Raw genomic sequence first — 23325 nt, 5'->3', positions numbered from 1 at the left:
CGGCGACGCTGACGATGCATGCCCGGCGCATCACCGTGCACCTCGGCGATGCCGCCGACAAATGGTGGCCCACCTTGCTGAAGGGGCTGCCTCGGCTGACGGCCTTGGCCTGACACCCAGCGTCACCAAGATTGACTCGCCAAGTAAGGCGGCCACAACGGAGGTCGACGGCCACGGCTGCGCCGGCGCCAGACATCAATTCCTGATCGTTATGAAAAGATCGGCCAAAAGCCGAATCGGGTATATGCCAACCGTCTACCAAGCGACCGCATGAGGTTGAAGCAGGTCGGTACCGGCAATCGATGGACTCAACACGCTCGTTCTGTGCCCTGATGAATGAGGCGGGATAAAGGATACCTCATAAAATTGGCTGATGGACAGTTAAAGAAAGCTAGATAGGGTTCTGAATAAATGGGCCGCTCTTGGCGGCCCAATGGAGAAGGGACTGGTGTTATTCCTCTTCCTCTTCACTATCTCGTTGCCATAGACATCCTGGCATCCGGTAAACCTCATACTGGCGCTGGCTGCCCCGAGTCGTTCTGCCAACCCACACCTTTTGGGTATGCAGGAGGCCTTGGAGGTGGTCAATTTTTTTGCCGAGAGATTCGGGGTTTTTCGGCCAGTCACGTTGTTTCAGGGCTTCAGGCTCAATGAGGTTACACATTTCAGCGAGTAGCTCTGTGGGCGTTCCTGTCCATACTTCATCGTCCAAACAACAGGCTAGGTTGATGATCGCATTTGCAGGGGCGCAGTCAGTGACGGCATCTGCCTGTGCGATGGCATGATTTAAGGAGTACATTTCTTGCAACCCCTCAGCTCCCATCGCTTCTTCCATGGCAGCCAGCCAGGCACTGAAGTCATAGACTCGTTCGGGTGTGTTGGGGGTGATGCTGTCTATACGGCTAAGCCCGGAAGCAGCTAAATCGAGTAGGCCACCGTAGATAGCCGAGGCATCACGCTGAAGGTCCTGTACAAAAGTGCGTGCTGAGGCACGATCCTCACCTAGCGGCAGCATCCGTACCGAAAGAGTGCGGCTTAGAAGGTCGGATTTTCTGATAAATCCACTGATTCCGCCAAGCACTACCGGGAAGTGAATCTGGAAAAGAGCCTCGTTGGATGTAGTATGAAGTTCCCGAGTCGAAAAGGATGTATTGGTGGCTGCCGCCGACAGGTCATCACTTAGGTCGTCACTGATCCTTGTAATATTGTCGTAGAGTAGCAGGTAGGTACTCTGTGCCGAGATCGCCATGTTATGCAGTGACGACGGAAAGCGCTGCACACCACTCGTGCTTGGGTCGATAAAGCCGCGCAGAATCCAGTTGAGGAAGATCGTCTTGCCACTCCCTTGGCTGCCGTTGACGGCCAGCACCGGAAAGACCACATCCTTGTTGCGTGGAAAGGCTAGCAGGTAGGTGATATAGCCGATGACGAGGTATTTTAGGTCCTCATCCATATTCAGATAGGGGAGGAGTAATCTCCAGTCACCCTCGGGCGATGGGACGGGGAGTGCCTCCATACGATCAGAACGATTCATCATGACCTGACCGCCAGCGCTGATCAGATCCCATGTGCCAGACGCTTTGCAAAGCCGTACACGCCGATCAGAGTCATCTCCTAGATCAATCTCCACATCACCATTTCGGCACTGGCCTACCCGCATATAGACGGTGTGTTCCTGGCCTTTCATGTAGCACATGACCTGAAGCTGATCGACGACTTCTTTGACCTGCTCGCGCTTGAGCAATTCGCCTGTCTCTATGGCAGAATATTGCAGCTCATATTTCAGCTGCGGGCTGTCTAAATACAGAGACTTTGGGTTTTTACCCTTCTCCACCAGGAAGCCCTTGGCAAGGGTCTTGTCGTACCCGATATCATACCGCTGAAGGGCATAGTCCAAGATGACCTTTGTGATCGAGGGCGCATCGTGATCGGCGCCTTTCTTCTTTGGGCCTGTTGGCATTTTCATTTGGCTATCTCTCGGCAAATTTTGAGCGCAGGAAATTGACAGGGAGGGCATCCCTCCCTGTGAATGACCGGGGATTAAAGGCGAACGAGAAGGTCGCGGGAGTGGCGGAAGTAGCGGAAGGTCCTCTGCATCTCGAAACTCAGCTTATCGAGCTGTTGTGAGGAGAGGCCTAGCTCATCTGCGACCAGCCATAGCCACTTGACATAATCGTGGGTGTCAGCGTTTTGCTCACCGGAAGGTTCGTGTGACCAGCGCTCACTGACTTTGACCATGAGGGCCGTCATGGAAGGCCTAAGCATACTGGCGGTGACCTGGGCTTCTTCCTGTAGCTGAGGAAGCTCTGGATGCCGGGCATCCAGACCCTTGCCGTGGTGCGGGATAAACCGCATGGCACGCTCACCTTGGCGTCCATGGTCTTTGATGACCACCATCGGGGCGTGACTGACACGCTCATGGCGCAGGATGGATAGCTCCCTGGCCACCCGGACTTGTGGGTTCACCGCAGCGACCAAGAGATGACCACTGTGCATGGCATTTTCTACGCTGTCCCGATCAGGCAGGGCACAGCGGAAAACATGCTGGTTGCCAGGGGCGATAAGTTCACACACCGGTAGTGCCAGCGCCCATCCATTCGGTCCAAAAATGGGCGGGTGAGTCTCAGAATAGCCTTGGCTGACGGCCATCGACTGCGTGATGAACGAGGTTAATAAGCACAGTGGGACAATGTGATTTGCCTGGTGATATTGATCCGATAGCGCTGAAAGAAGCCGCCGAGACCCTGGCCCATGGAGAAGGTTGAAGTAGGGCTGTTCCAGCGTATCAGGTACGTCTTGTGCACCAAGATCCTGGGAGGTAGGGTCGTCCTGGCGGCAAGGATGACGGGCTTCAACGTCATAGACTTGCTCCAGGGGTTGGCCATCTGCAAAGCTAGTAAGTGTAATTAGCGATGGTTCAACGTGATTCGCCTTTTGGCATGGTAGATCGGTAGAAGACATGAGCAATAGCTCCTTGATCTGAGGTAAGTGATGCCCCTCTCAGGGTTCCCTCAGGCCAAGCGAAACGGGCCAGACGCATTGACGTTGTAGGATTCGGTATCTTCATCTTCAGCCTCCAGGATTATGCTCGTGGACGTTACAAAATTAGGATCAAGCGCCTTCAGTGGCCATACAACATGCCAGGACTATTCAATCAAACGGCGTTAATCGTCTCTGAGCTGGGCTCTAAATCGTTCGTGTCATTCTCTGCTGGCACCGGCGTCGCCGGCCTGACGAAGTGAAAGGTACTGGCTTAAGACGGTCGGCGCAAGAGTCTGTTTTCTTTCCACCTCAGCACTTTAAGATCAGCTAACTTAACACCAAATAATTGTAGACAGCCTCCTAACGTAGTTATTGGACTTTAGAGGGGCTAGACCTTCAAATCCCCTTTTTCGCCTGGGATTATCGCCTTCGTGCTTAAATCCAGTTCTCCCTTGAAAAGCCCTGATAGGTTGTCAACAATCTACGTAATGATAGCAAACCCAAATTATAATTAGATTTTCTCATCTTACGCTATCTGCTCCTCAGCCGGCTGATCGTGGCGCTGGTGAACGGCCTTCCCTGGTAGGTGGTTAGCCCCCTTCGGTTGAGGGCCTCGGCGATAGCGACCCCACTGCGTAGCCCCTCCTGCTCCTCCAGGTACTGAATGACCCGCTGGATGCGCTGCTTCCACTGTGCCTGGGCCTGGGAACGCTGATGGTTGGCGGTGGCGAGGTCATGATGGCGGATGGCATCAAGCTCGGGGTTACCCAGCCTTGCCCCCCTGGCCTTGGCGGCCTGGAGGGCGTGCTTGGTGCGCTGACTGATCATGCGGGCTTCGTGCTGGGCCATCGCGGCGAGGATATGGATGGTCAGCTGATCCACGTCGGGCAGGTCGCAGAGCGTGAAGCGGATACCGCGCTTCTGCAGGCCGGTGATGAAGTGCAGGTCACGACTCAGGCGATCCAGCTTGGCGACCAGCAGAGTGGCATTGGCCAGCTCGGCATAGTCGGCAGCCTCGTGGAACCTAGGGCGATCGGCACGCTTGCCCGATTCCACCTCCTGGAACTCGGCGATCACCTGACCGCCATACTGCGTCAGGTAGTCGGTGACGGCTTGCTGCTGGGCCTCCAGCCCCAACCCGGAACGGGATTGCTTCTGGGTACTGACACGGTAGTAGACGACATAGCGGCGTTCGCTCATGGATGGCTCCGGCGTGACGGTGGTGATGGGTGACAGAATCGTGAGCTCCTGTGGCCTCAGTTTTCCCAGACCACCTCGACCTCGTAGACGCCGTTGCGGTAGTAGCTGAGGAAGTTGGTGACGTAGAGATCGAAGAACTCCCCTACCCGGCTCAGCCCGATGGGCGGCAGGTGACGCACCAGGCATTGGGACACCCCGAATTCAAAATCGACCTCGGCTTGCAGCTCGGCCTGATCGGCAGGGCCCACGTAGCTGAAGTCGGTGAGGTAGTCGAGGCGGTAATGGCCATTGGCGCGACCCAGCCGAATCTCGATGGGGTGATAGCCACCCAGCAGCGGGTCATAGCCAGGGTCACGAAAGACCAAGGTGATACCGAACAGCGGATCTTCCAGGGGTTGAGGCGGTGTCGTGGTATAGGCGCGCTCGATCTCCTTAAGCAGCATATCGGTGAGGGCCTGCGGAATGGGCAAGGCGGTATCGGTGGTGTCGAAGGTGATGGGGAAGCTCATGGGAAATTCCAATGGGTAAGGACCATGCACAGCGGCATGGCGACTGGACATAAAAAACGGGATAGCCCCCGGGAAGGTGCTATGCCGAATCCTGCATTTCGCTAAACGAACCTTTTGCGTGATGAAAAACGCCCATAGGCAGGCGGGTCTATGGATTACCCTTCAGCCGCCGTCCCATCGGGGTTTTCGGCATCAGAATCGGGTGATTTCGGGGCTTCCTGATCGGTAGCGTCATCAGTGGCAGGTAGAGAGGCGGCAGACTTGGCATCGGCAGCGGCCTTCTCCTGCGCCATCCGCGCTTCCCTTCGACGCTGCTGTTCGGCCAGGCGCTCCTGCTTGCGGGCTTCCTTGCGGGCATTCTCCTCGGCGACTTCGTCATGCAGGGCAGTCCCCTCCTCCACCAGGGGCGCCACCTGCTGATCAAAGGCGGTACGATCCTCGGCGACATAAAGCACCAGGGGTTGTTCCTCTTCCACTTCCACGATGCCCTCGGCCTTGAGCGCGGCACCCAGGAAGCCATGGTTGTTGGCGCCCTTCTGGTGATACAGCGGCTTGAAGAGAATCGCCTTGAAGCCGTGGCCATTCTCGGCAGCCATCAGAGCATCGATATCCTTCAGGGCAATCCACTCCTGACTGAAGTAGCCGCTGGAGGCATTGGCGGTCACACGAAGGAAGACCTGGCCATCCTCGTCACGGTAGCCAAGGTGATAGGTCAGTTCCCCATTGCCACGCGGGCTCAGCTTGGGACAGGTCGCCTTCTTGAGAATGCGGATCGTAGAAACCGGTGACGCGGCTTCCTGATCCTCCGGCGTCGGGTCGACGGGTGATGATGGTTGTGGCGCATTGGCCTTGCGCTGGGTGGCGGCAGTGGCAGCAGACTTACGCTTTGTACGAGATGTCATACAGGGGTCTCCAGGGTTCACGCACACGAAACCACGCCGATCAGCACCAATTTGGCGGCAGCGAGGCGTGATGAAGGGATTTACTAAGGAAAGGTCGGTAAGGCGGGTAATCGGTGGTCTGGGCCCAAATTCGGGTTGAGCCGGTTACTCCCGAGCACGACGTCGTATCTCCGGTGTTACATACGCATCCAGCATCTTGAGGACACTCATCACCACGGCCAGGTCATCGACAAAGCCACCGGGCAACATATCGGGCATCAAATCTACAGGGCTGATCAGATAACCGAGCGCACCGATAGCGGCTGTCTTGAGCGCGACGGGTACACTGGGATCTTGCATCACGTACCAGAGCAGCTTGGCGTAGTAGATGAGATCACGGTAGGTTCCAGGAAGTGACTTCACCTTCTTCCAGCAGGCCCGATTCGAAAAGTGCTTGCCGTACCCTTGATAACGGAAGTTAATCATCGGCCTGCCTTGCAAGTTCGTTGAGCACCGAGCAGGCACTGTACCGAGGAAACAGCACATAGACGCCGCCGCCATCATCCTGGGTAACCACCAGCAGTAAGAAGTGGTCATCAGGACCCTGGAGAATGAATTCAGGCGGGTAACGCAATAGTCGGCACTCGTCACCGCGGAGCTCATCAAGCGTATCCGTGGGTAAGACGTGATAGAGGCGTGTTCCGGTTTCCTTCCAGAACTGATTGGCTTGCGTCAGGTCACCGCCAAAGGCCGACTGTATCAGCTCATAATCCACGAAGGCTTTGACAGGCGCAGAAAGAAAAAGCCCATCCACGAAGGATGGGCAACTGATGAATCGCATTATGATACTCCTTTACCGGATAGGCAAAGGAATAATATATAAACAAGACCTGCATCATTACCCAAGCCAAAAGACTAAGGTGATGAGCAATTATTCAAAATATGCCAAATCATGATCTTTCATGCGACTAACAATTTCATAAACTTCTTTAAAAGGAATATCCAACCTCTCAGCAATATCTAGAACTGTATTGCCCCCATCGCAGTAGGAAATTATATTCATCATATCCCTGACCTCAGAGCCTGAACCTTTCTGACTAATAGTAGGATATAGACCGCGCTTTCCCAACTGCGGCTCACAATAAACCTTAATCACGGGGACAACATTTTTCTCAACGACCTCTATCGCTTCTTTAAGAGCACCGAACCCTCCCTCAAGGCCAGTGGGGGTAACAAAAGACAGGTCATCCAAAGACGTATGATACTCAGGATACTCACCATATTTACTTCGCATAATGGTCGCCATAGGAAGGTCTACCCCTGGTGCACAGTACTGTCTTTCATCACTCCCTCTATCCAACCAAGTATACTTCTTAAAATCTTTATCAATGTGATGAAGTACATGTAATGCAGCACGATCAGAAATAGTTTCGCCCCTACGCGACGGAAGAAACGAATAGCACCTATCGTCACCAATACAGGTTACATTAAACCCTGCAATGACAGACTGCTTTAGATGGTGAATATTTCTGCTGAGGTAAGTAATAGAGCCAATAGTTTCTGGTATAAAAACAATTCTGTATGTGTAACTAAGCGACTTATTTTCAGACAGCTCAGACAACCATTTAGCAATAGCAGTCGTGACGACAGGGCCAGATAGTTCATTATTAGCCATAGATGGATGGCATATATAAGTGGAAATAAAAACTTCTTTGTCACTTTTCCCAGGTATCACAAGCTCCCCATAGTTGAGGACTCCAGCTTTTAATTCTGAGTCAATGACAACTTTATAAACGCCATCAGAAAGCTTATCCTTCTGATTTTGAGAGAGGCAAAACCCCCACCTTTTCTTGTAGTACGAGGTTACGTATGGGATTGCATCCGGCTGATCAGGTTGTGTATATAAATGCGGATCCAACTCTTCAAGCGACAGGCTTTCATTAACAGGCTCAGAATAGCCTAAAACATGTAAATTATTTTCTTTAAAATCGACAACCCTACTACCACTGGCATCCGCTATATATGCATCACGAATAGACCACTCATCAGGAATTGTCCAATCAAAAACTTGAGTGCCACTTGGCACTGAGCACACTTCCAAACCAGGAAGTTCTTCTGCCAGAATGGAAAGAGTTTCTCGAACTCCGGGACCAGTAATACTTCTACAGATAGGAAAAAGTTTTTCAGCCAGAGAGTGGCAATACTCACCAATCGAACCTGAAAAGAGAACATTATTTGTCATGCCTGACATTACAACCTCACTCAAAGTCTTCTAATTTAAACCTACGACCCAACTCTTTCAATTTTGGCTCGACAAACTTTTTACTTTCTTCATCCAAAAGAAACAAAGGGTCATTACTTAACTCAGAAACCCACAGATCGCAAATCTCTCTGAATGAAATCACATATACCGACACTTTGGGGCGAATATGCTCTTTCACCGCACCCTTACTGATGGAGAAATCAAGCAATTCTCTCCACCTGTAGTCGACATGAACATTCAATGGGCGCACATGATATTTAAAATTAACATTATTTTCTTTACCATCCCAGTCAATAACCTTACCAGGGAAGTACTTGTCATACCGGTAAAGAGGGCGCCCTGAGCGGTGCTCTATATAGTGAATTCCTGTAAAGCTTTGGAACGGGGCCCCATACATAACGACCACCCCGTCATTTTCGTAAAGTGCATTAAAGAGCGACGCTTCATCAAAAGGATCTACTTCTTGGCCGTCAGCAACCTGTCCCCCTTTGGACAAAAGACTCTCTGAAGCTTTATCTCCGCAAAAATTAAATACGGGAGTTAAGCTTCTCCACTCCGACCAGTCACGCCTCGCGTGGTCGCTAAGTGCCCCTACCTGAGACTCGCTTTCCCTAACATCATAGACTTTAGTTTTAGTGAAGTCGTAATTAAAAGTAGGTAGCACCACTCCTCTACCTGAAGAAAGCTTCTCAATAAAATTCAAATGACTATTGAGGAGTACCTTTGGGCTGGAGCTTTTACCAACCAACCCCATCACTTTAAAAATGTCGGAGTGGAAAAGAACTGGACCTTCCCCGGCACTACTTACAAGCTCCAAAAGCTCATTGTTTTCACTCATACCTCCTCCTGATATTAAGCGGTACTTCCACCATCAATGGTAATCACCGAGCCAGTCATTTTAGAGCATTCACTTGAAAGCAAATAAGCTGCAGCACCTGCAACATCTTCAGGTGTGGGCAAGCCAAGTGGAGCGCGACGCCTCACCGACTCTAGCTTTTTGCCTTCTAACCCTTTAGTCATTTCAGTTTCCATATACCCAGGAGCTATACAGTTAACAGTAACGTTAACCCGACCTAACTCTCGGGACAAGGAACGCGTAAACCCTTCAAGACCTGCTTTACTCGCCGCATAAACAGAAAGCCCATTGAAACCTGTGGATGCGATAATGGAAGAAACATTAATTATTCGCCCTTCCATTTTGGTCAGCATAGAGCGGCAAGCATATTTAGTTAGCAGTATTGGAGCCTCCAAGTTTACTTTTAGCACCTTGGAAATATCCGTAGCATGTTGAGTCGCTAACAAACCATCAAGACCAATGCCTGCATTATTGATAATGCCGTATAGGGCACCATGCTCTTTTGTAATGGAGCTTATCAGGGCAGGTATGCCATCAAGATCTTCTAAGTCATATTGCTTGAAAATAATTTTTCCTTTGGTTGAAGAAACCAAATCTTCAAGCTCTGGCGACAGACTTCTACTAAGACAAATCAACTTATAGTCTTCAACTGCCAACCTTTTGACGATGGCCAACCCCAACCCGCGCCCAGCGCCAGTAATTAATACATTCTTCATTATCACTTCCTCACCAGCTTACCTGCAGGGTTAACATCGAAGCTACTAACAACCCTAACGATTGCGGGAATCATGTAGGGCTCTAACTTGTCAGCAAGAAACTTCTTAACTTCATTAGCAACTTCTTTGCCACCTTTGTTATCACATTGAACTACAATATCAGCGACAACTAACGAGCCCATTATGGGATTTTTCTTAGCATACACTTTGGCCATATCGACAACAGGGTGAGACAGCAATGCCTCTTCTACGACTTCGGGGTGGACTTTATTCCCTCCCACATTGATCACCCCACTATCTCTTCCTAAGAAGTATACGCGATCGGAGGTAACATCAACATTGTCGCCTGTATCTACCCAGCCGTGACTTGATATTTTCTGCTGATCACCTATATATCTCTCCCCAACGTATTCATTTTTAACCCATAACCTGCCATCTGAAACCTTCAACTCAACACCAGAGGGTGGGTTGGTTAAATACTCTACTGGAAATCCAGATTTTCCGTCCTTCACAGAAAATCCTACCCCTGCCTCAGTAGAAGCATAGATATGGGTTACATAAGACTTGGGGTATTTATTTTTTAAACTTTTAAGAATTTTATCATCAGATATTTCGCCGCCAAGAGTAATTTGCTGGAGATCCAGCTCATCACTTCGCGGCACCATTAGAATTTTTCTCCACATTGTGGGCGTTGCACTTAGGTGAGTGCAGCCATTCTCTAACAGCATAGATAGCTGCTCTTCCAATGACCCCAAACTATCTGGAGCAACAAGCTCTGCGCCGACGAGAAGACTCTGGAGGACCACCTGAAGGCCAGCAAACCTTGAATATCCATATAGAAGTCCCCAAACTTGGCCTTCTCCTTTTTCCTTATTACTCCTTGAGGTTCTTGTTAAGCTACGCAAGGAGTGGCATACTAACTTTGGTTTCCCAGTTGTCCCTGATGTACTCACGACCCATCTAGTATCAACTTCTTCCAAAACAGAAGGCGCATCATTGCTGCATGCTTCAAATGCCTCTTCCAGCTTTGAAAACACTGGGACTTCCACTATGCTTTTTAAGTCTTGGCAGCTATCAGAAATTACAAGCTCAACGCCAGAGTCTTCAATAAGCCTTGCAGTTGTGCCTAAATCATCTCCTGGCTGCAATAAAACTAACGACTCCCCATATCCATCTATAGCCGTCATGAGCACAGCAGCACCAATAATGTCGGCACTATGGAAAGCCACTTTCTTACCAGACAAAAAGGCATAGTATTTTTGAGCGTCACGCAATATTTCGCCATAGGAAATACTAGCTGACGGCGTGGATATTGCTACTCGCCCATCACTTACTTCGGATAAATGATCTGACAGTTTCATTTTGGATAATTATCCACATAAAAATCCACAAACTCACCAAAGGTTTGCGGGTAATACGCATCTTCGGAAAGGCTGAAAGGGTCGTAATCTAGCTCAGCATCAAGCATAGTAACCAATATTGCAAAGCCGAGGGAGTCCATGCCTGTATCCAGAAGAACAGTATCTTCTTTCAGCACAGGAACCTCTTCGTCAGGCTTTTGGCTTCGATAAACTTCTTCAAACTGCTCAACGATGATTTTTTTGAAATCTTCTTTCTTCACAATAACCTCAACTGCCGTGATGGAAAAAATACATGTCTTTGATTTTAGCAAGGCATGCCCACGTGAGAAAGCCCCGCCGGCTCAACAGCGGGGCTTTGCCTTATTCAGCCTTGTATTCACGAAATACGACCGGGCCTTGCCTCACGACGCCTTCATGGTCAGCGCCTGCTTCTCGTCCTTCATGGCGGTGACGTACTCCTCATCGAGTCCATAGCCTATGATGGTCTGCTGTAGCCAGATGCCGGCTATCACCGCGACGACGAGGCCTCAATGGTGACTCCGCCCTGTAGCGGGTCGTGCGGATGCTTGGTGGAGCCGAGTGAAGCAGACCGGCGGACTATACTTCTCACCAGCTGGCGCTCGCTCGGGGGCTGGCCGGACTCGCCAGCCCCGCGAGGTCGCCCAGGCCTTGAGTTCCCGGTAGTCGAGCAGGGGATGCGGCCGGTTGGACGGGGAGGGTGCGGGGAAGGCGTTGGCGAGGTGGGGGTAGCGGGCCAGTGCGTCGGCGCCGCGATGAGCCTTCAATGCTCGATCCAGGGCGGCTTGCCACTCCCTGGCGTTGCGATGGGTGCTGTTGCCTTGGGTTGCATGCATTGGATTGCCCTCTTCAAGAGCTATGGCCCCTGCATTACGTCACTACCAAGAGGCTCTACTAGCTCGAAAAAAAGGGGCGTCCCCTTGTGGGGAGCCCCTGTCGACTGTCAGTTCGGAGTCGAGCGGTAATGCTCGGGCACGCGGACCTTCTTACCGCTTTGGTCGGTCCGTGTGTGCGCAGGCACATGTACCTTTTTCTTGCCAGAATCGGTTTTAGCCATGGCTAATATCCTCTTTCTGTGAGGCGGCCAACTTGACCTTGGCTAACCTAGAGAGGACAATTCTCCCGCTTTTGGTAGCTAGCCTACCCGAGCCATCAGGAGTGGCCACACGCCCTGATGCTCAAGACGCCCGAAGTTGCCGCTTCGGGCGTTTTTATTGGCCCTTGTTTTGTACAAGGGCCAAATTCTTCCTATCAGTCCCAGCTCAGTGCGCCGCCCACCTGGTACTCGGTGACGCGGGTCTCGAAGAAGTTCTTCTCCTTGCGCAGGTCGATGATCTCGCTCATCCACGGGAAGGGGTTCTGGGCACCGGGGAACTGCTCCTTCAAGCCGATCTGCGCCAGGCGGCGATTGCAGATGAAATGGAGGTACTCCTCCATGATCGCCGCGTTCATGCCCAGCACGCCGCGGGGCATGGTGTCCCGGGCGTAGGCGATCTCGAGCTCGGTGCCCTCGAGGATCATCTGGGTGACCTCGTCCTGGAACTCGGGCGTCCACAGGTGCGGGTTCTCGATCTTGATCTGGTTGATCATGTCCACGCCGAAGTTCAGGTGCATGGACTCGTCGCGCAGGATGTACTGGAACTGCTCGGCGACGCCGGTCATCTTGTTGCGCCGACCCATGGAGAGGATCTGGCTGAAGCCGCAGTAGAAGAAGATGCCTTCGGTGACGCAGTAGAAGGCGATCAGGTTGCGCAGCAGCTCCTGGTCGGTCTCCGGGGTGCCGGTCTGGAAGTCCGGACGCGACAGCGACTGAGTGTGCTTGAGGCTCCAGGCCGACTTGGCGGCGACGGAGGGCACCTCGCGGTACATGTTGAAGACTTCGCCCTCGTCCATGCCCAGCGACTCCACGCAGTACTGGTAGGCGTGGGTGTGGATCGCCTCCTCGAAGGCCTGGCGCAGCAGGTACTGGCGGCACTCGGGGTTGGTGATCAGGCGGTAGAGGGCCAGCACCAGGTTGTTGGCGACCAGCGAATCCGCCGTGGAGAAGTAGCCCAGGCTGCGCTCGACGATGCGCCGCTCGTCCGCGGTGAGGCCTTCGGCGCTCTTCCACAGGGCGATGTCGGCGTTCATGTTCACTTCCTGGGGCATCCAGTGGTTGGCGCTGCCGTCCAGGTACTTTTGCCAGGCCCACTCGTACTTGAAGGGCACCAGCTGGTTGAGGTCGGCGCGCGCATTGATCATCTGCTTGTCGTCGACCTCGATGCGTGCCGCGCCCATCTCGAGCTCCTCGAGGCCCGCGGCCACGTCCAGCTCTTCAAGCGAGCGCTTGGCGCGGGCCATGCGGTCCTCGTCGGCGACCTGGTAGGCGCCGGCGCTCTCCGCTACCGCGTCCGGTGCGGGCGTGGGCTCGGGCGCCCCTGCCGCGGCCGGCTGCTCGGCGACAGCGCTATTGTCGTCAATCGTGTCTTCGTGAAATTCGTCCCAGTTCAGCATGTCGTCATCCTCGATGTGTCGTGGGGCCGGAAGGCCAGTGGGGCCTTCCGGGCTTGAAATAAGGATCGGCGCAGGCGCCGCGGCGTTACTGGCAGGCCTCGCAGCCCAGCTCGTCGAGATCGCCCGCGGAGGGCGCTCGGGAGCCGCTGCCGCTCTTGCCGGACAGGAAGTCCTCGACGCCGCGCGCGGCGGGCTTGGCCTCCGGGGCCGGTGACGGGGCGGCGCCAGGTGCGGCGTTGCTCACCGCGTTGAGAGTGCCGCGCTCCACGGTGGACTTCTCCACCGAGGTGGCGCCCAGGGCGCGCAGGTAGTAGGTGGTCTTCAGGCCGCGGTACCAGGCCATCCGATAGGTCACGTCGAGCTTCTTGCCCGAGACGCCCTGGATGTAGAGGTTCAGCGACTGCGCCTGGTCGATCCACTTCTGGCGACGCGAGGCGGCCTCCACCAGCCACTTGGGCTCGACCTCGAAGGCGGTGGCGTAGCGGGCCTTGAGATCGGCCGGCACGCGGTCGATGGGCTGCACGCTGCCGTCGTAGTACTTGAGGTCGTTGATCATCACCTCGTCCCACAGGCCGCGCGCCTTGAGGTCGTTGACCATGTAGGAGTTGACTACCGTGAACTCGCCGGACAGGTTCGATTTCACGAACAGGTTCTGATACGTCGGCTCGATCGACTGAGACACGCCGCAGATGTTGGAGATGGTCGCGGTCGGGGCGATGGCCATGACGTTGGAGTTACGCATGCCCTGTTCGGCCAGCTTCTCGCGGATGCGCGACCAGTCCTGGGTCATGGAGGTGTCGACCTCGATGTACTGCTCGCCGCGCTCGGCCTTCAGCTTCTCGATGGAGTCGATGGGCAGCACGCCCTGGCTCCACAGCGAGCCCTCATAGCTCTGGTAATGGCCGCGCTCCGCGGCGAGATCAGAGGAGGCCTCGATGGCGTGGTAGCTGACCAGCTCCATGGAACGGTCGGCGAACTCAACGGCGTCCTCGGAGGCGTAGGCGATGCCGTGAGCGTAGAGGGCATCCTGGAAGCCCATGATGCCGAGCCCCACCGGACGGTGCTTGAAGTTCGAGTTCTTCGCCTGGGGCACCGCGTAGTAGTTGATGTCGATGACGTTATCGAGCATCCGCACCGCGGTGCGCACGGTCTTCCTGAGCTTGTCGCCGTCGAGCTCGCCGTCGGTCATGTGCTGGGCGAGGTTGACCGAGCCCAGGTTGCACACCGCGATCTCGTCGACCGAGGTGTTCAGGGTGATCTCGGTGCACAGGTTGGAGGAGTGCACCACGCCGGCGTGCTGCTGGGGGCTGCGCAGATTGCACGGATCCTTGAAGGTGATCCAGGGATGGCCGGTCTCGAACAGCATCGAGAGCATCTTGCGCCACAGGTCCTTGGCCTTGACCCGCTTGAAGAGCTTGAGCTGGCCGTTGCGGGTCATCTCCTCGTATTCCTGGTAGCGCTGCTCGAAGGCGGCGCCGTACAGGTCGTGGAGATCCGGGCAGGTGGCCGGCGAGAACAGCGTCCACTCTTCGTCGTCGAAGACGCGCTTCATGAACAGGTCCGGCACCCAGTTGGCGGTGTTCATGTCGTGGGTGCGGCGGCGGTCGTCGCCGGTGTTCTTGCGCAGCTCCAGGAACTCCTCGACGTCGAGGTGCCAGGACTCGAGGTAGGCGCAGACGGCGCCCTTGCGCTTGCCACCCTGGTTGACCGCCACGGCGGTGTCGTTGACCACCTTGAGGAAGGGCACGACGCCCTGGGACTTGCCGTTGGTGCCCTTGATGTAGGAGCCCAGCGCGCGCACCGGCGTCCAGTCGTTGCCCAGACCCCCGGCCCACTTGGAGAGCATGGCGTTGTCGCGGATCGCGCTGTAGATGCCGTCCAGGTGGTCGGGCACGGTGGTCAGGTAGCAGCTGGAGAGCTGGCTGCGCTGGGTGCCGGCGTTGAACAGGGTCGGCGTGGAGGCCATGTAGTCGAAGCTGGAGAGCAGCTCGTAGAACTCGATGGCCCGCGCCTCGCGGTCGTCCTCGTTGAGCGAAAGGCCCATGGCAACGCGCATGAACAGCACCTGGGGCAGCTCGTAGCGCACGTCGTCGCGGTGGATGAAGTAGCGGTCGTAGAGGGTCTGCAGGCCCAGGTAGGTGAAGGCGTTGTCGCGAGTGTGATCCAGCGCTGCGGCCAGGCGCTCGAGATCGAACTCGGCCAGCGCCTCGTCGAGCTGCTCGAACTCGATGCCCTTCTCGATGTAGGCCTTGAAGGCCGGCGCATAGAGCTCGGCCATGTCGCCGTAGGTGGCCTCCTCGGCCACTCCGAGGAAGGAGAGCGCCTCGCGGCGGATGCTGTCCTGCAGCAGGCGCGCGGTGACGTAGGTGTAGCTCGGATCCTTCTCGACCAGGGTGCGCGCGGTCATGGTCAGCGCCTGGGAGACGCCGTCGGCGCTCACGCCGTCGTAGAGGTTGCGTACCGAGTCGTCGACGATCTTCTGCGGCTCGGTGTTGGGCAGGTCCGAGCAGGCCTCATAGACCAGGGTCTCGATGCGACCGAGATCCAGCGGACGGACGCTGCCGTCGGGCAGGGTGATGTTGAGGCTCGGGTGGGGCTTCTGGATAGCGTCACCGGCGGCGGCGCGGGCCCTGGCGTGCTCCTCGCGGTAGAGCACGTAGGCGCGGGCGACCTTCTGCTCACCGCCGCGCATCAGCGCCAGCTCGACCTGGTCCTGGATGTCCTCGATGTGCAGGGTGCCGCCGTCGGGCATGCGACGCACGAAGGCGTGCTCGATCGCCTCGGTGGACTGGCGGACGAAGTCGCGGACCCGGGAGGAGGCCGCGGCGTTGTCGCCCTCCACGGCGATGAAGGCCTTGCTCATGGCCACGGCGATCTTGTCGGCATCGAAGGGCATGACGTCGCCGTTGCGCTTGATGACGCGCAGGGCCTTGGGTGCGGTGACGGAAACGGACGACTCGTCCGGTGTGACATTGGTATCCATGGCGCCGGGTCCCTGACTCGGTGAAACGTGTGGTGAAGGCCGCCGCACAGGCGACGGTTGACAGCTGTGGGTGTGATTGCTAGAGGCACATGATGTAGTGCTCGTGCCGGATCGAGGCACAAGATAGTGTGCTTTCTCGGCTTCATCAAGTGGATAACCTGTGGATGGGCTGTGACCTTCCGTGGGGTAGAATCGGACGTGGCGCCAGGCCCCGTGGTTGGGCCTGGCGATGCCCCTGTCGCCGTATGGCGACGGGAAGGCGAGAACCCGGTTTTCGGGTATCCTTTAGAGAATGGCGTCGGCTCCCGGCCCCGGGAGCCCGCCCCGCTCACCTGCTCGCCAGGATGGAACAGAAGGATGGACGACAGCTTGCAAGCCCAGGAACTGGATCACGTGCTGATCATCGAGGACGACGAGCGATTGGCCGGGCTGACCCGCGACTATCTGGAGGCCAATGGCTTTCGGGTCACGGTCGAGGCCGACGGCGCCCGTGGCGTCGAGCGGATCCTCTCCCTGCAGCCGGACCTGGTGATCCTCGACCTGATGCTGCCCGGCGAGGATGGCCTGTCGATCTGTCGCCGGGTGCGCAGCGACTATGCCGGCCCGATCATGATGCTGACCGCCCGCACCGACGACATGGATCAGGTGCTGGGGCTCGAGATGGGCGCCGACGACTACGTGCCCAAGCCGGTGCAGCCGCGGGTGCTGCTGGCGCGCATGCGCGCCCTGTTGCGCCGCGCCGAGCCGGGGGCCGCCGGCGAGGAGACGCGCCTGACCTTCAGCGACCTGGTGATCGACAACGCGACCCGCGAGGCCTGGCTCGACGGCGAGCGCATCGACCTGACCAGCGCCGAGTTCGACCTCCTGTGGCTGCTGGCCAGCAACGCCGGCCGGGTGCTGACCCGGGAGGAGATCTTCGATCGCCTGCGCGGCATACGCTACGACGGTCAGGACCGCTCCATCGACGTGCGCGTCTCGCGCATCCGGCCCAAGATCGGCGACGATCCCAACCAGCCGCACCGCATCAAGACGGTGCGCAGCAAGGGCTACCTCTTCGTCAGGGACGGCTGAACCATGCGTCGGATGCTGGCCGACAGCACCTTCCTGCGCGTCTATGTGCTGCTGGCCCTGGCGCTGCTGCTGACCTTCGGGCTGGCCCTGCTGGGCCTCGCCCTTGTCGACCAGGTGCGCCGCGAGCACTATCGCGAGCAGCTGGTCGAGCCCCCCATGCGCGTGCTCACCCGCTGGATCGAGTCGCTGCCCGAGGCAGAGCGCGAGGCGTGGCTGCTGGCGCGTTCCGAGCAGCTCGACATGACCCTGCGGGTGGTGCCGGTCGAGGCGCGCTCCCTGAACTACTTCTCGCGCACGCGCCTGCTGGAGGGCCGCGTGCTGGTGGTGCCCCGCGAGGAGGACGGCTGGCGGCTCTGGCACCTGCTGGCCAATCAGCAACGGCTGCTCGAGGTGGACGTGGCGACCCTCAGCGAGCAGCAGCTGCGCGGGCTCACCGAGCTCTTCGCCGAGTGGCTCGTCCAGGTGCCCGCCGGCGAGCGCCAGGCGCAGCTCGAGCGCATGGCCGGCGCCGCCGTCCCCCTCGAACTGCTGACGACGGCTCCCGAGGGGCTGGATACCCGTCAGCTGGTGCGACTGGCGGATGGCGAGGTGGTCATCCGGCTGATTCCCGGGCGCCTCTCCATGGCGATGTATCGGCTGCTGCCCGGCAACGGCTCCCGGGCGAGCTGGCTTTCCATCGGCCCGGTGAAGGCCTTCGAGCCGCTGCCGCTGCCGCTGCAGCTGACGCTGTTGATGCTGCTGCTCAGCGTGCTGGCAGCGATCATCTACCTGATCGTGCGCGGCGTGGAGGCCCGCATGGCGCGCCTCGAGCTGGCCGCCACGCGCATCGCCGGTGGCCGCCTGGACACCCGGGTCAAGGTCGAGAGCGGCGACTTCCTGGGCCGGCTGGGCATGGCCTTCAACGGCATGGCGGCCCAGGTTCAGTCGCTGCTGCGCGCCCAGCAGGACATGATCCGCGCCGTCTCCCACGAGCTGCGCACCCCGGTGGCACGCATCCGCTTCGCGGTGCAGATGGTCGAGGACATGACCGACGATCCGGCGATCCGCCGCCAGCTCGAGGGCGTCGACGGCGATATCACCGAGCTCGACGAACTGATCGACGAGATCCTCACCTACGCCCGGCTGGGCAGCGAGACCGCCAACGGCGGTGAGCTGCAGACCTCGCTGGTCGACTGCCGCGCCATGGCACTGCGGGTCATCGAGGCCCTGCGACCGCTGCATGGCGATATACGCATCGAGCTGGTCGAGGGGCCGGAGGTGGAGATCCAGGCCGAGCCCCGCTACCTGCAGCGTGCCCTGCAGAACCTGGTGGCCAACGCCTGCCGTCATGCCCGCGGTCGGGTGGTGATCCGCCTGCAGGGCGAGCCGCGGCTGGTGCGCGTGGACGTGGAGGATGACGGCCCCGGCATCCCCGCCGCGTCGCGCTCCGAGGTCTTCAAGCCCTTCGCTCGCCTCGACGACAGCCGCACTCGCCGCTCTGGCGGCTACGGTCTCGGGCTCTCCATCGTGCAGAAGGTCATGGCCTGGCACGGCGGCAGCGTGGTGCTGGATGCCGGCACCGAGCTGGGCGGCGCCCGCTTCACCCTGCTGCTGCCGCGGCGCCTGCCTATGCCGGCCTGATCCCCTCCAGCACCGCGAAGGAGGTCTCCCGGGCGGTGCGCAGGAAGTCCTCCATCCAGGGCGCGCCGCGGGTCTCCTCGCGGATCGCCGTGAACAGCGTGCTCCACACCCCCTTATCGCCCAGCGACACGGCCTTCACGTAGTCGCGCTCCAGGTACTCGGTCAGCGCCCATTTGGGCAGCGCACAGACGCCCCGACCGCTGGCGACCAGCTGCATCATCATGATGGTCAACTCGGCGGTGCGGACCTCCTGGGGGCGCACTCCGGCGGGGTCGAGGAACTGAGTGAAGACGTCCAGCCGGGAGTGCTCCACCGGATAGGTGATCAGTGTCTCCTCGCCGAGATCCTCGGGCGTGACGAAGGGGCGGCTCGCCAGCGGGTGCTGGCGAGCCACTGCCAAGAGCCCCTCGTAGCGGAACAGCGGCTCGTAGTGCACCCCCGGCAGCGGCTGGGGGTCGGCGGTGATCACCAGGTCGAGCTGCTCGCGGGCCAATGCCGGTAGCGGGTCGAAGTGGTGGCCGCCGGGAATGTCGATCTCCACCTCCGGCCAGTGATCGCGGAAGTGATCGACGGTGGGCATCAGCCACTGGAAGCAGCTGTGGCACTCGATGGCCATGTGCAGCCGGCCCTGCTCGTTGCCGGCCAGCCGCGCCAGGTCGCGCTCGGCCATGCGCACCTGGGGCAGCACCTGCTCGGCCAGGGTCAGCAGGCGCAGTCCGGCGCGGGTGAACTCCACCGGCCGGGTCTTGCGCAGGAACAGCGGGCTGCCCAGGCGCTCCTCCAGGTCCTTGATCTGGTGGGAGAGGGCCGACTGGGTCAGGTGCACGCGTTCGGCCGCCTCCACCAGTGAGCCGGCATCGCGCAGGGCAACCAGGGTGCGCAGGTGGCGAAGTTCGAGCATGAGGGTGAGCCTGGTTCATCTTTAAGATGTGAAAGTTTAGTTTGATTCACCTCCCATGGCCAGCGAGACTCCTCAGCATCATTCATGAACAAAGGATGTCATCATGACGATGGCTCATGTTACCGGCTATCCGCGCATCGGCGCGGATCGCGAACTGAAGCGCGCCACCGAGGCCTACTGGCAGGGCAGCCTCGACCGGCAGGCCCTGGAGGCCACCGGACGCGAGCTACGCCTGGCGAACTGGGCGGCCCAGCGCGAGGCTGGCCTCGACCTGGTGACCGTGGGCGACTTCGCCTTCTATGATCAGGTGCTCGACGTCTCGGTGATGGTCGGGGCGGTGCCGCCGCGTTTCGCCGCCGAGGACGAGGTGGCGCGCGGCGAGGTGGATCTCGACACCGCCTTTCGCATGGCCCGGGGGCGCGCCCCCAGCGGCGCGCCGGCCGCGGCCTGCGAGATGACCAAGTACTTCGATACCAACTACCACTACCTGGTGCCGGAGCTGCATCCCGGGCAGCGCTTCCGGCTCTCCAGCACGCGGCTGTTCGATCAGGTGGAGGAGGCCAAGGCCGCCGGTCATGCGGTCAAGGTGGCGTTGACCGGCCCGCTGACCTGGCTGTGGCTGGGCAAGGGGCGCGGCGACGTGCCCGAGGACTTCGATCGCCTGGCGCTGCTCGACGGCCTGCTCGACGTCTACGCCGAGGTGCTCCAGCGGCTGGCCGGGCAGGGCGTCGAGTGGGTGCAGCTCGACGAGTCGGCGCTGGTGCAGGATTTGCCGCTCGCCTGGCGGCAGGCCTATGAGCGCGCCTATCACCGTCTGCAGGCCGCCCCGGTCAAGCTGCTGCTGGCCAGCCCCTTCGGCGGCCTGGGGGACAACCTCTCCCTGACGGTAAGCCTGCCGGTGGCCGGCCTGCACATCGATGGGGTGCGCGCCCCGGACGAGCTGGAAGCGGTGCTCGACCGCCTGCTGCCCCACAAGGTGCTCTCGGTGGGGGCGATCGACGGACGCAACGTCTGGCGAGCCGACTTGGCCCTGTGGCGCGAGCGCCTGGCCGTGGCGCGCATGCGCCTGGGCGAGCGGCTGTGGATCGCGACCAGCTGCTCGCTGCTGCACGTGCCGGTGGACCTAGAGGCGGAAACCGATCTTTCGCTCGAACTGAAAAGCTGGCTGGCCTTCGCCCGGCAGAAGCTGGATGAGGTCGCCACCCTGGCCCGTCTGCTCGACGGCCGCGCCGACGCCATCGACCGCGAGCGCGTGGAGGTCGCCAGCCGTGCCCTGCAGGCGCGTCGCGAGGCCGAGCGGCTGCATCGCCCCGCGGTGGCCGCGCGGCTGGCCGGCGTCAGCGATGACGATGCGCGCCGTCGGCGGCCCTACGCCGAGCGCGCCGTGGCCCAGCAGCGCCATCTCGCCCTGCCGCTGTTCCCCACGACCACCATCGGCTCCTTCCCCCAGACCGGGGAGATCCGCGCCGCGCGGCGCGCCTTCAGGGCCGGTGACCTCTCTCGCGAGGCCTATGAGGCGCAGATGCGCGAGGAGATCGCCGGGGCCGTGGCGCGCCAGGAGACACTCGGCATCGACATGCCGGTGCACGGCGAGCCGGAGCGCAACGACATGGTCGAGTACTTCGGCGAGCAGCTCGACGGCTTCGCCTTCACCCGCTTCGGCTGGGTGCAGAGCTACGGGACGCGCTGCGTCAAGCCGCCGATCCTCTACGGCGATGTGGTGCGCCCGGCGGCCATGACGGTGCGCTGGAGCGAGTATGCACAGTCGCTTACCGAACGGCCGATGAAGGGCATGCTCACCGGGCCCGTCACCGTGCTGCAGTGGTCCTTCGTGCGCGACGACCAGCCCCGCGAGACGACCTGCCGGCAGATCGCCCTGGCGCTGCGCGACGAGGTGCTCGACCTCGAGGCGGCGGGCATTCGCGCCATCCAGATCGACGAGCCCGCGCTGCGCGAGGGGCTGCCGCTGCGCTGTGCCGAGTGGCAGGGCTACCTCGACTGGGCCGTCGAGTGCTTCCGGCTGGCCTCGGCGGGGGTGCGTGACGAGACGCAGATCCACACCCATATGTGCTACGCGGAGTTCAACGACATCATCGCCGCCATCGCGGCCCTGGATGCCGACGTCATCACCATCGAGACCTCGTGCTCGGACATGGAGCTGCTCGACGCCTTCCAGGACTTCGCCTATCCCAACGCCATCGGGCCCGGCGTCTATGACATCCACTCGCCGAATATTCCCGAGGTGGACTGGATGGTGGCGCTGATGGACAAGGCTGCCGAGCGCATCCCGGTCGAGCGGCTCTGGGTGAACCCGGACTGCGGCCTCAAGACCCGGGGCTGGGCCGAGGTGGAGCCGGCGCTCGCCAACATGGAGGAGGCGGCACGGGTGCTGCGTCAGCGCCACGGCTGAGGTAGGGGGCAGGTCAGGAGAGACGGTATCTCCTCTACGACCTGTCTCCGGTTCCTCGAGTCATGTCCAAAGGGGGCTGACGGCCGGGCGGCGCCAAGCCGTCCGGCGGCTGGTATCCTGAGGTAACGACAGCGCACGCCACGTAAGCGCGCGTCAAGGAATCGTCTGCCAAGGAGCCCTGCCATGTCCCGCCATGTCCCCCTTCGTCTCTCCCTGCCGCTGCTGCTGGCCCTGGGGCTGTCCGGCTGCGTCACCTACGTGAGCGCGCCGGCGCCCGAGCCGGCCCCGTCCTCCCCGGAGAAAGCCGACCCGGCGCAGGACGAGGCCTCGGCCAGGGCGCCGCTGCTGCCCTCGATGCTGTTTCCCGGCGAGGCCGACGAGCTGGTCGGCTGGCGCTGCACGCCGGCTCAGGACCTGGTCACCGCCGCCACCAAGGAGGAGCTGCGGCTGTGGTCGGCCCAGGGGGGCACGCGTCTCGCCCCCGCCGTAGTGGCCAGCGGCGCCCGCTACCAGCAGGGCGACCTCAGCTTCTGGAACAAGGGGCGGGAGGCGCTGGTCGAGAGCCAGCGCGGCCGGCTCGATTGCCGGGTTGACGTCACCCGGGATGCCCTGACCCGCGAGGAACACCCCGGGGTGATGTTCCGCGGCCAGGGCAACGAGCCGGGCTGGCATGTGGCGCTCGCCAACGACGTTCCCGAGCTGACCATGACGCTGGACTATGGCCGCCGGGAGGTAACCCTGCCCTACCGGGTGACCACCCTGGACAACGACGCTGGGCGGGTGATCCTGGCCAGCGGCCAGGCGGCGCGACCCTTTACCCTGCGCATCGAGGCGAAGGCTTGCTTCGATGACATGAGCGGCCAGCCCTGGCCGGCCCGGGTGACGCTTTCCCTCAACGACCAGGTCTACCGGGGTTGCGGTCAGGGCATCGCGCCCTGAGACGGTGAGGGCGCTTCTTTCGTTTTTATCCCTGGATTCATAGAATAACTGCAGCGCTTTGGACCACACGGTAGAGGTAGGAGGGCCAGCGCCGATACCCTCCCTGCTTTACCGACCAAAGT

The 23325-nt window shown here is 59.4% G+C and carries 19 protein-coding genes; 4 read left to right on the top strand and 15 right to left on the bottom strand.

Annotated elements, in window-relative coordinates; all coding sequences use genetic code 11:
• Nucleotides 1-451: 451 nt before the first annotated feature.
• From BM388_RS15745 to BM388_RS15675, 14 genes are all read right to left on the bottom strand, one after another.
• The gene (locus tag BM388_RS15745; protein ID WP_089851892.1) at nt 452-1966 is read right to left on the bottom strand and encodes an ABC transporter ATP-binding protein; all 1515 of its coding nucleotides are present in this window, start codon (nt 1964-1966) and stop codon (nt 452-454) included.
• 74 nt (nt 1967-2040) lie between these two features.
• Nucleotides 2041-2961 carry a hypothetical protein gene (locus BM388_RS17680; RefSeq protein WP_139233962.1) on the bottom strand — a complete coding sequence of 307 codons (921 nt, stop codon included), beginning with the start codon at nt 2959-2961 and terminating at the stop codon, nt 2041-2043.
• A gap of 552 nt (nt 2962-3513) precedes the next feature.
• Nucleotides 3514-4182, bottom strand: coding sequence for a recombinase family protein (locus BM388_RS15730; protein ID WP_089851886.1), 669 nt, complete (start codon nt 4180-4182; stop codon nt 3514-3516).
• Nucleotides 4183-4238: 56 nt separating this feature from the next.
• Nucleotides 4239-4691, bottom strand: a complete 453-nt coding sequence (locus tag BM388_RS15725; protein WP_175535125.1) for a DUF2787 family protein — start codon at nt 4689-4691, stop codon at nt 4239-4241.
• A gap of 155 nt (nt 4692-4846) precedes the next feature.
• A complete protein-coding gene (locus tag BM388_RS15720; RefSeq protein ID WP_139233961.1) occupies nt 4847-5593 on the bottom strand; it encodes a hypothetical protein in 747 nt (248 codons plus the stop codon).
• Nucleotides 5594-5737: 144 nt separating this feature from the next.
• Complete coding sequence (locus tag BM388_RS17915) at nt 5738-6058, bottom strand: YkvA family protein (RefSeq protein ID WP_175535124.1); 321 nt, start codon at nt 6056-6058, stop codon at nt 5738-5740.
• Nucleotides 6051-6413: a hypothetical protein gene (locus BM388_RS17910; RefSeq protein ID WP_175535123.1), complete on the bottom strand. Its 363-nt coding sequence runs from the start codon at nt 6411-6413 to the stop codon at nt 6051-6053. The genes BM388_RS17915 and BM388_RS17910 overlap by 8 nt, the downstream gene beginning before the upstream one ends.
• Before the next feature lie 90 nt (nt 6414-6503).
• Complete coding sequence (locus BM388_RS15710; RefSeq protein WP_217641091.1) at nt 6504-7823, bottom strand: DUF4910 domain-containing protein; 1320 nt, start codon at nt 7821-7823, stop codon at nt 6504-6506.
• Between the two features lie 7 nt (nt 7824-7830).
• Complete coding sequence (locus tag BM388_RS15705; RefSeq protein WP_089851878.1) at nt 7831-8673, bottom strand: AAC(3) family N-acetyltransferase; 843 nt, start codon at nt 8671-8673, stop codon at nt 7831-7833.
• 14 nt (nt 8674-8687) lie between these two features.
• Entirely contained in the window at nt 8688-9407 is a 720-nt protein-coding gene (locus BM388_RS15700; RefSeq protein WP_089851876.1) for an SDR family NAD(P)-dependent oxidoreductase, read from the bottom strand.
• A gap of 2 nt (nt 9408-9409) precedes the next feature.
• Entirely contained in the window at nt 9410-10768 is a 1359-nt protein-coding gene (locus BM388_RS15695) for a class I adenylate-forming enzyme family protein (RefSeq protein WP_089851874.1), read from the bottom strand.
• Entirely contained in the window at nt 10765-11028 is a 264-nt protein-coding gene (locus BM388_RS15690; protein ID WP_217641090.1) for a hypothetical protein, read from the bottom strand. Before BM388_RS15690 ends, BM388_RS15695 begins: the two co-directional genes overlap by 4 nt.
• Before the next feature lie 1009 nt (nt 11029-12037).
• Entirely contained in the window at nt 12038-13279 is a 1242-nt protein-coding gene (locus tag BM388_RS15680) for a ribonucleotide-diphosphate reductase subunit beta (protein ID WP_089851870.1), read from the bottom strand.
• A gap of 85 nt (nt 13280-13364) precedes the next feature.
• Complete coding sequence (locus tag BM388_RS15675; RefSeq protein WP_089851868.1) at nt 13365-16262, bottom strand: ribonucleoside-diphosphate reductase subunit alpha; 2898 nt, start codon at nt 16260-16262, stop codon at nt 13365-13367.
• Between the two features lie 357 nt (nt 16263-16619).
• Between BM388_RS15675 and BM388_RS15670 the strand changes: the two genes are divergently transcribed.
• Both BM388_RS15670 and BM388_RS15665 read left to right on the top strand, forming a co-directional pair.
• Complete coding sequence (locus tag BM388_RS15670; RefSeq protein WP_089851865.1) at nt 16620-17333, top strand: winged helix-turn-helix domain-containing protein; 714 nt, start codon at nt 16620-16622, stop codon at nt 17331-17333.
• 3 nt (nt 17334-17336) lie between these two features.
• Complete coding sequence (locus BM388_RS15665) at nt 17337-18953, top strand: ATP-binding protein (protein WP_089851863.1); 1617 nt, start codon at nt 17337-17339, stop codon at nt 18951-18953.
• Here BM388_RS15665 and BM388_RS15660 read toward each other — a convergent pair.
• Entirely contained in the window at nt 18940-19854 is a 915-nt protein-coding gene (locus BM388_RS15660) for a LysR family transcriptional regulator (protein WP_089851861.1), read from the bottom strand. The genes BM388_RS15665 and BM388_RS15660 overlap by 14 nt on opposite strands.
• Nucleotides 19855-19957: 103 nt before the next feature.
• On the opposite strand from BM388_RS15660, the gene metE reads away from it, so the two are divergent.
• The gene (metE, locus tag BM388_RS15655; RefSeq protein WP_089851859.1) at nt 19958-22264 is read left to right on the top strand and encodes a 5-methyltetrahydropteroyltriglutamate--homocysteine S-methyltransferase; all 2307 of its coding nucleotides are present in this window, start codon (nt 19958-19960) and stop codon (nt 22262-22264) included.
• Between the two features lie 183 nt (nt 22265-22447).
• Nucleotides 22448-23203: a COG3650 family protein gene (locus BM388_RS15650; protein WP_089851857.1), complete on the top strand. Its 756-nt coding sequence runs from the start codon at nt 22448-22450 to the stop codon at nt 23201-23203.
• Nucleotides 23204-23325: the final 122 nt, after the last annotated feature.

Source organism: Halomonas saccharevitans, assembly GCF_900116405.1.
Taxonomy (GTDB): domain Bacteria; phylum Pseudomonadota; class Gammaproteobacteria; order Pseudomonadales; family Halomonadaceae; genus Halomonas; species Halomonas saccharevitans.
This window is presented reverse-complemented; position numbering and strand designations above follow the sequence as displayed.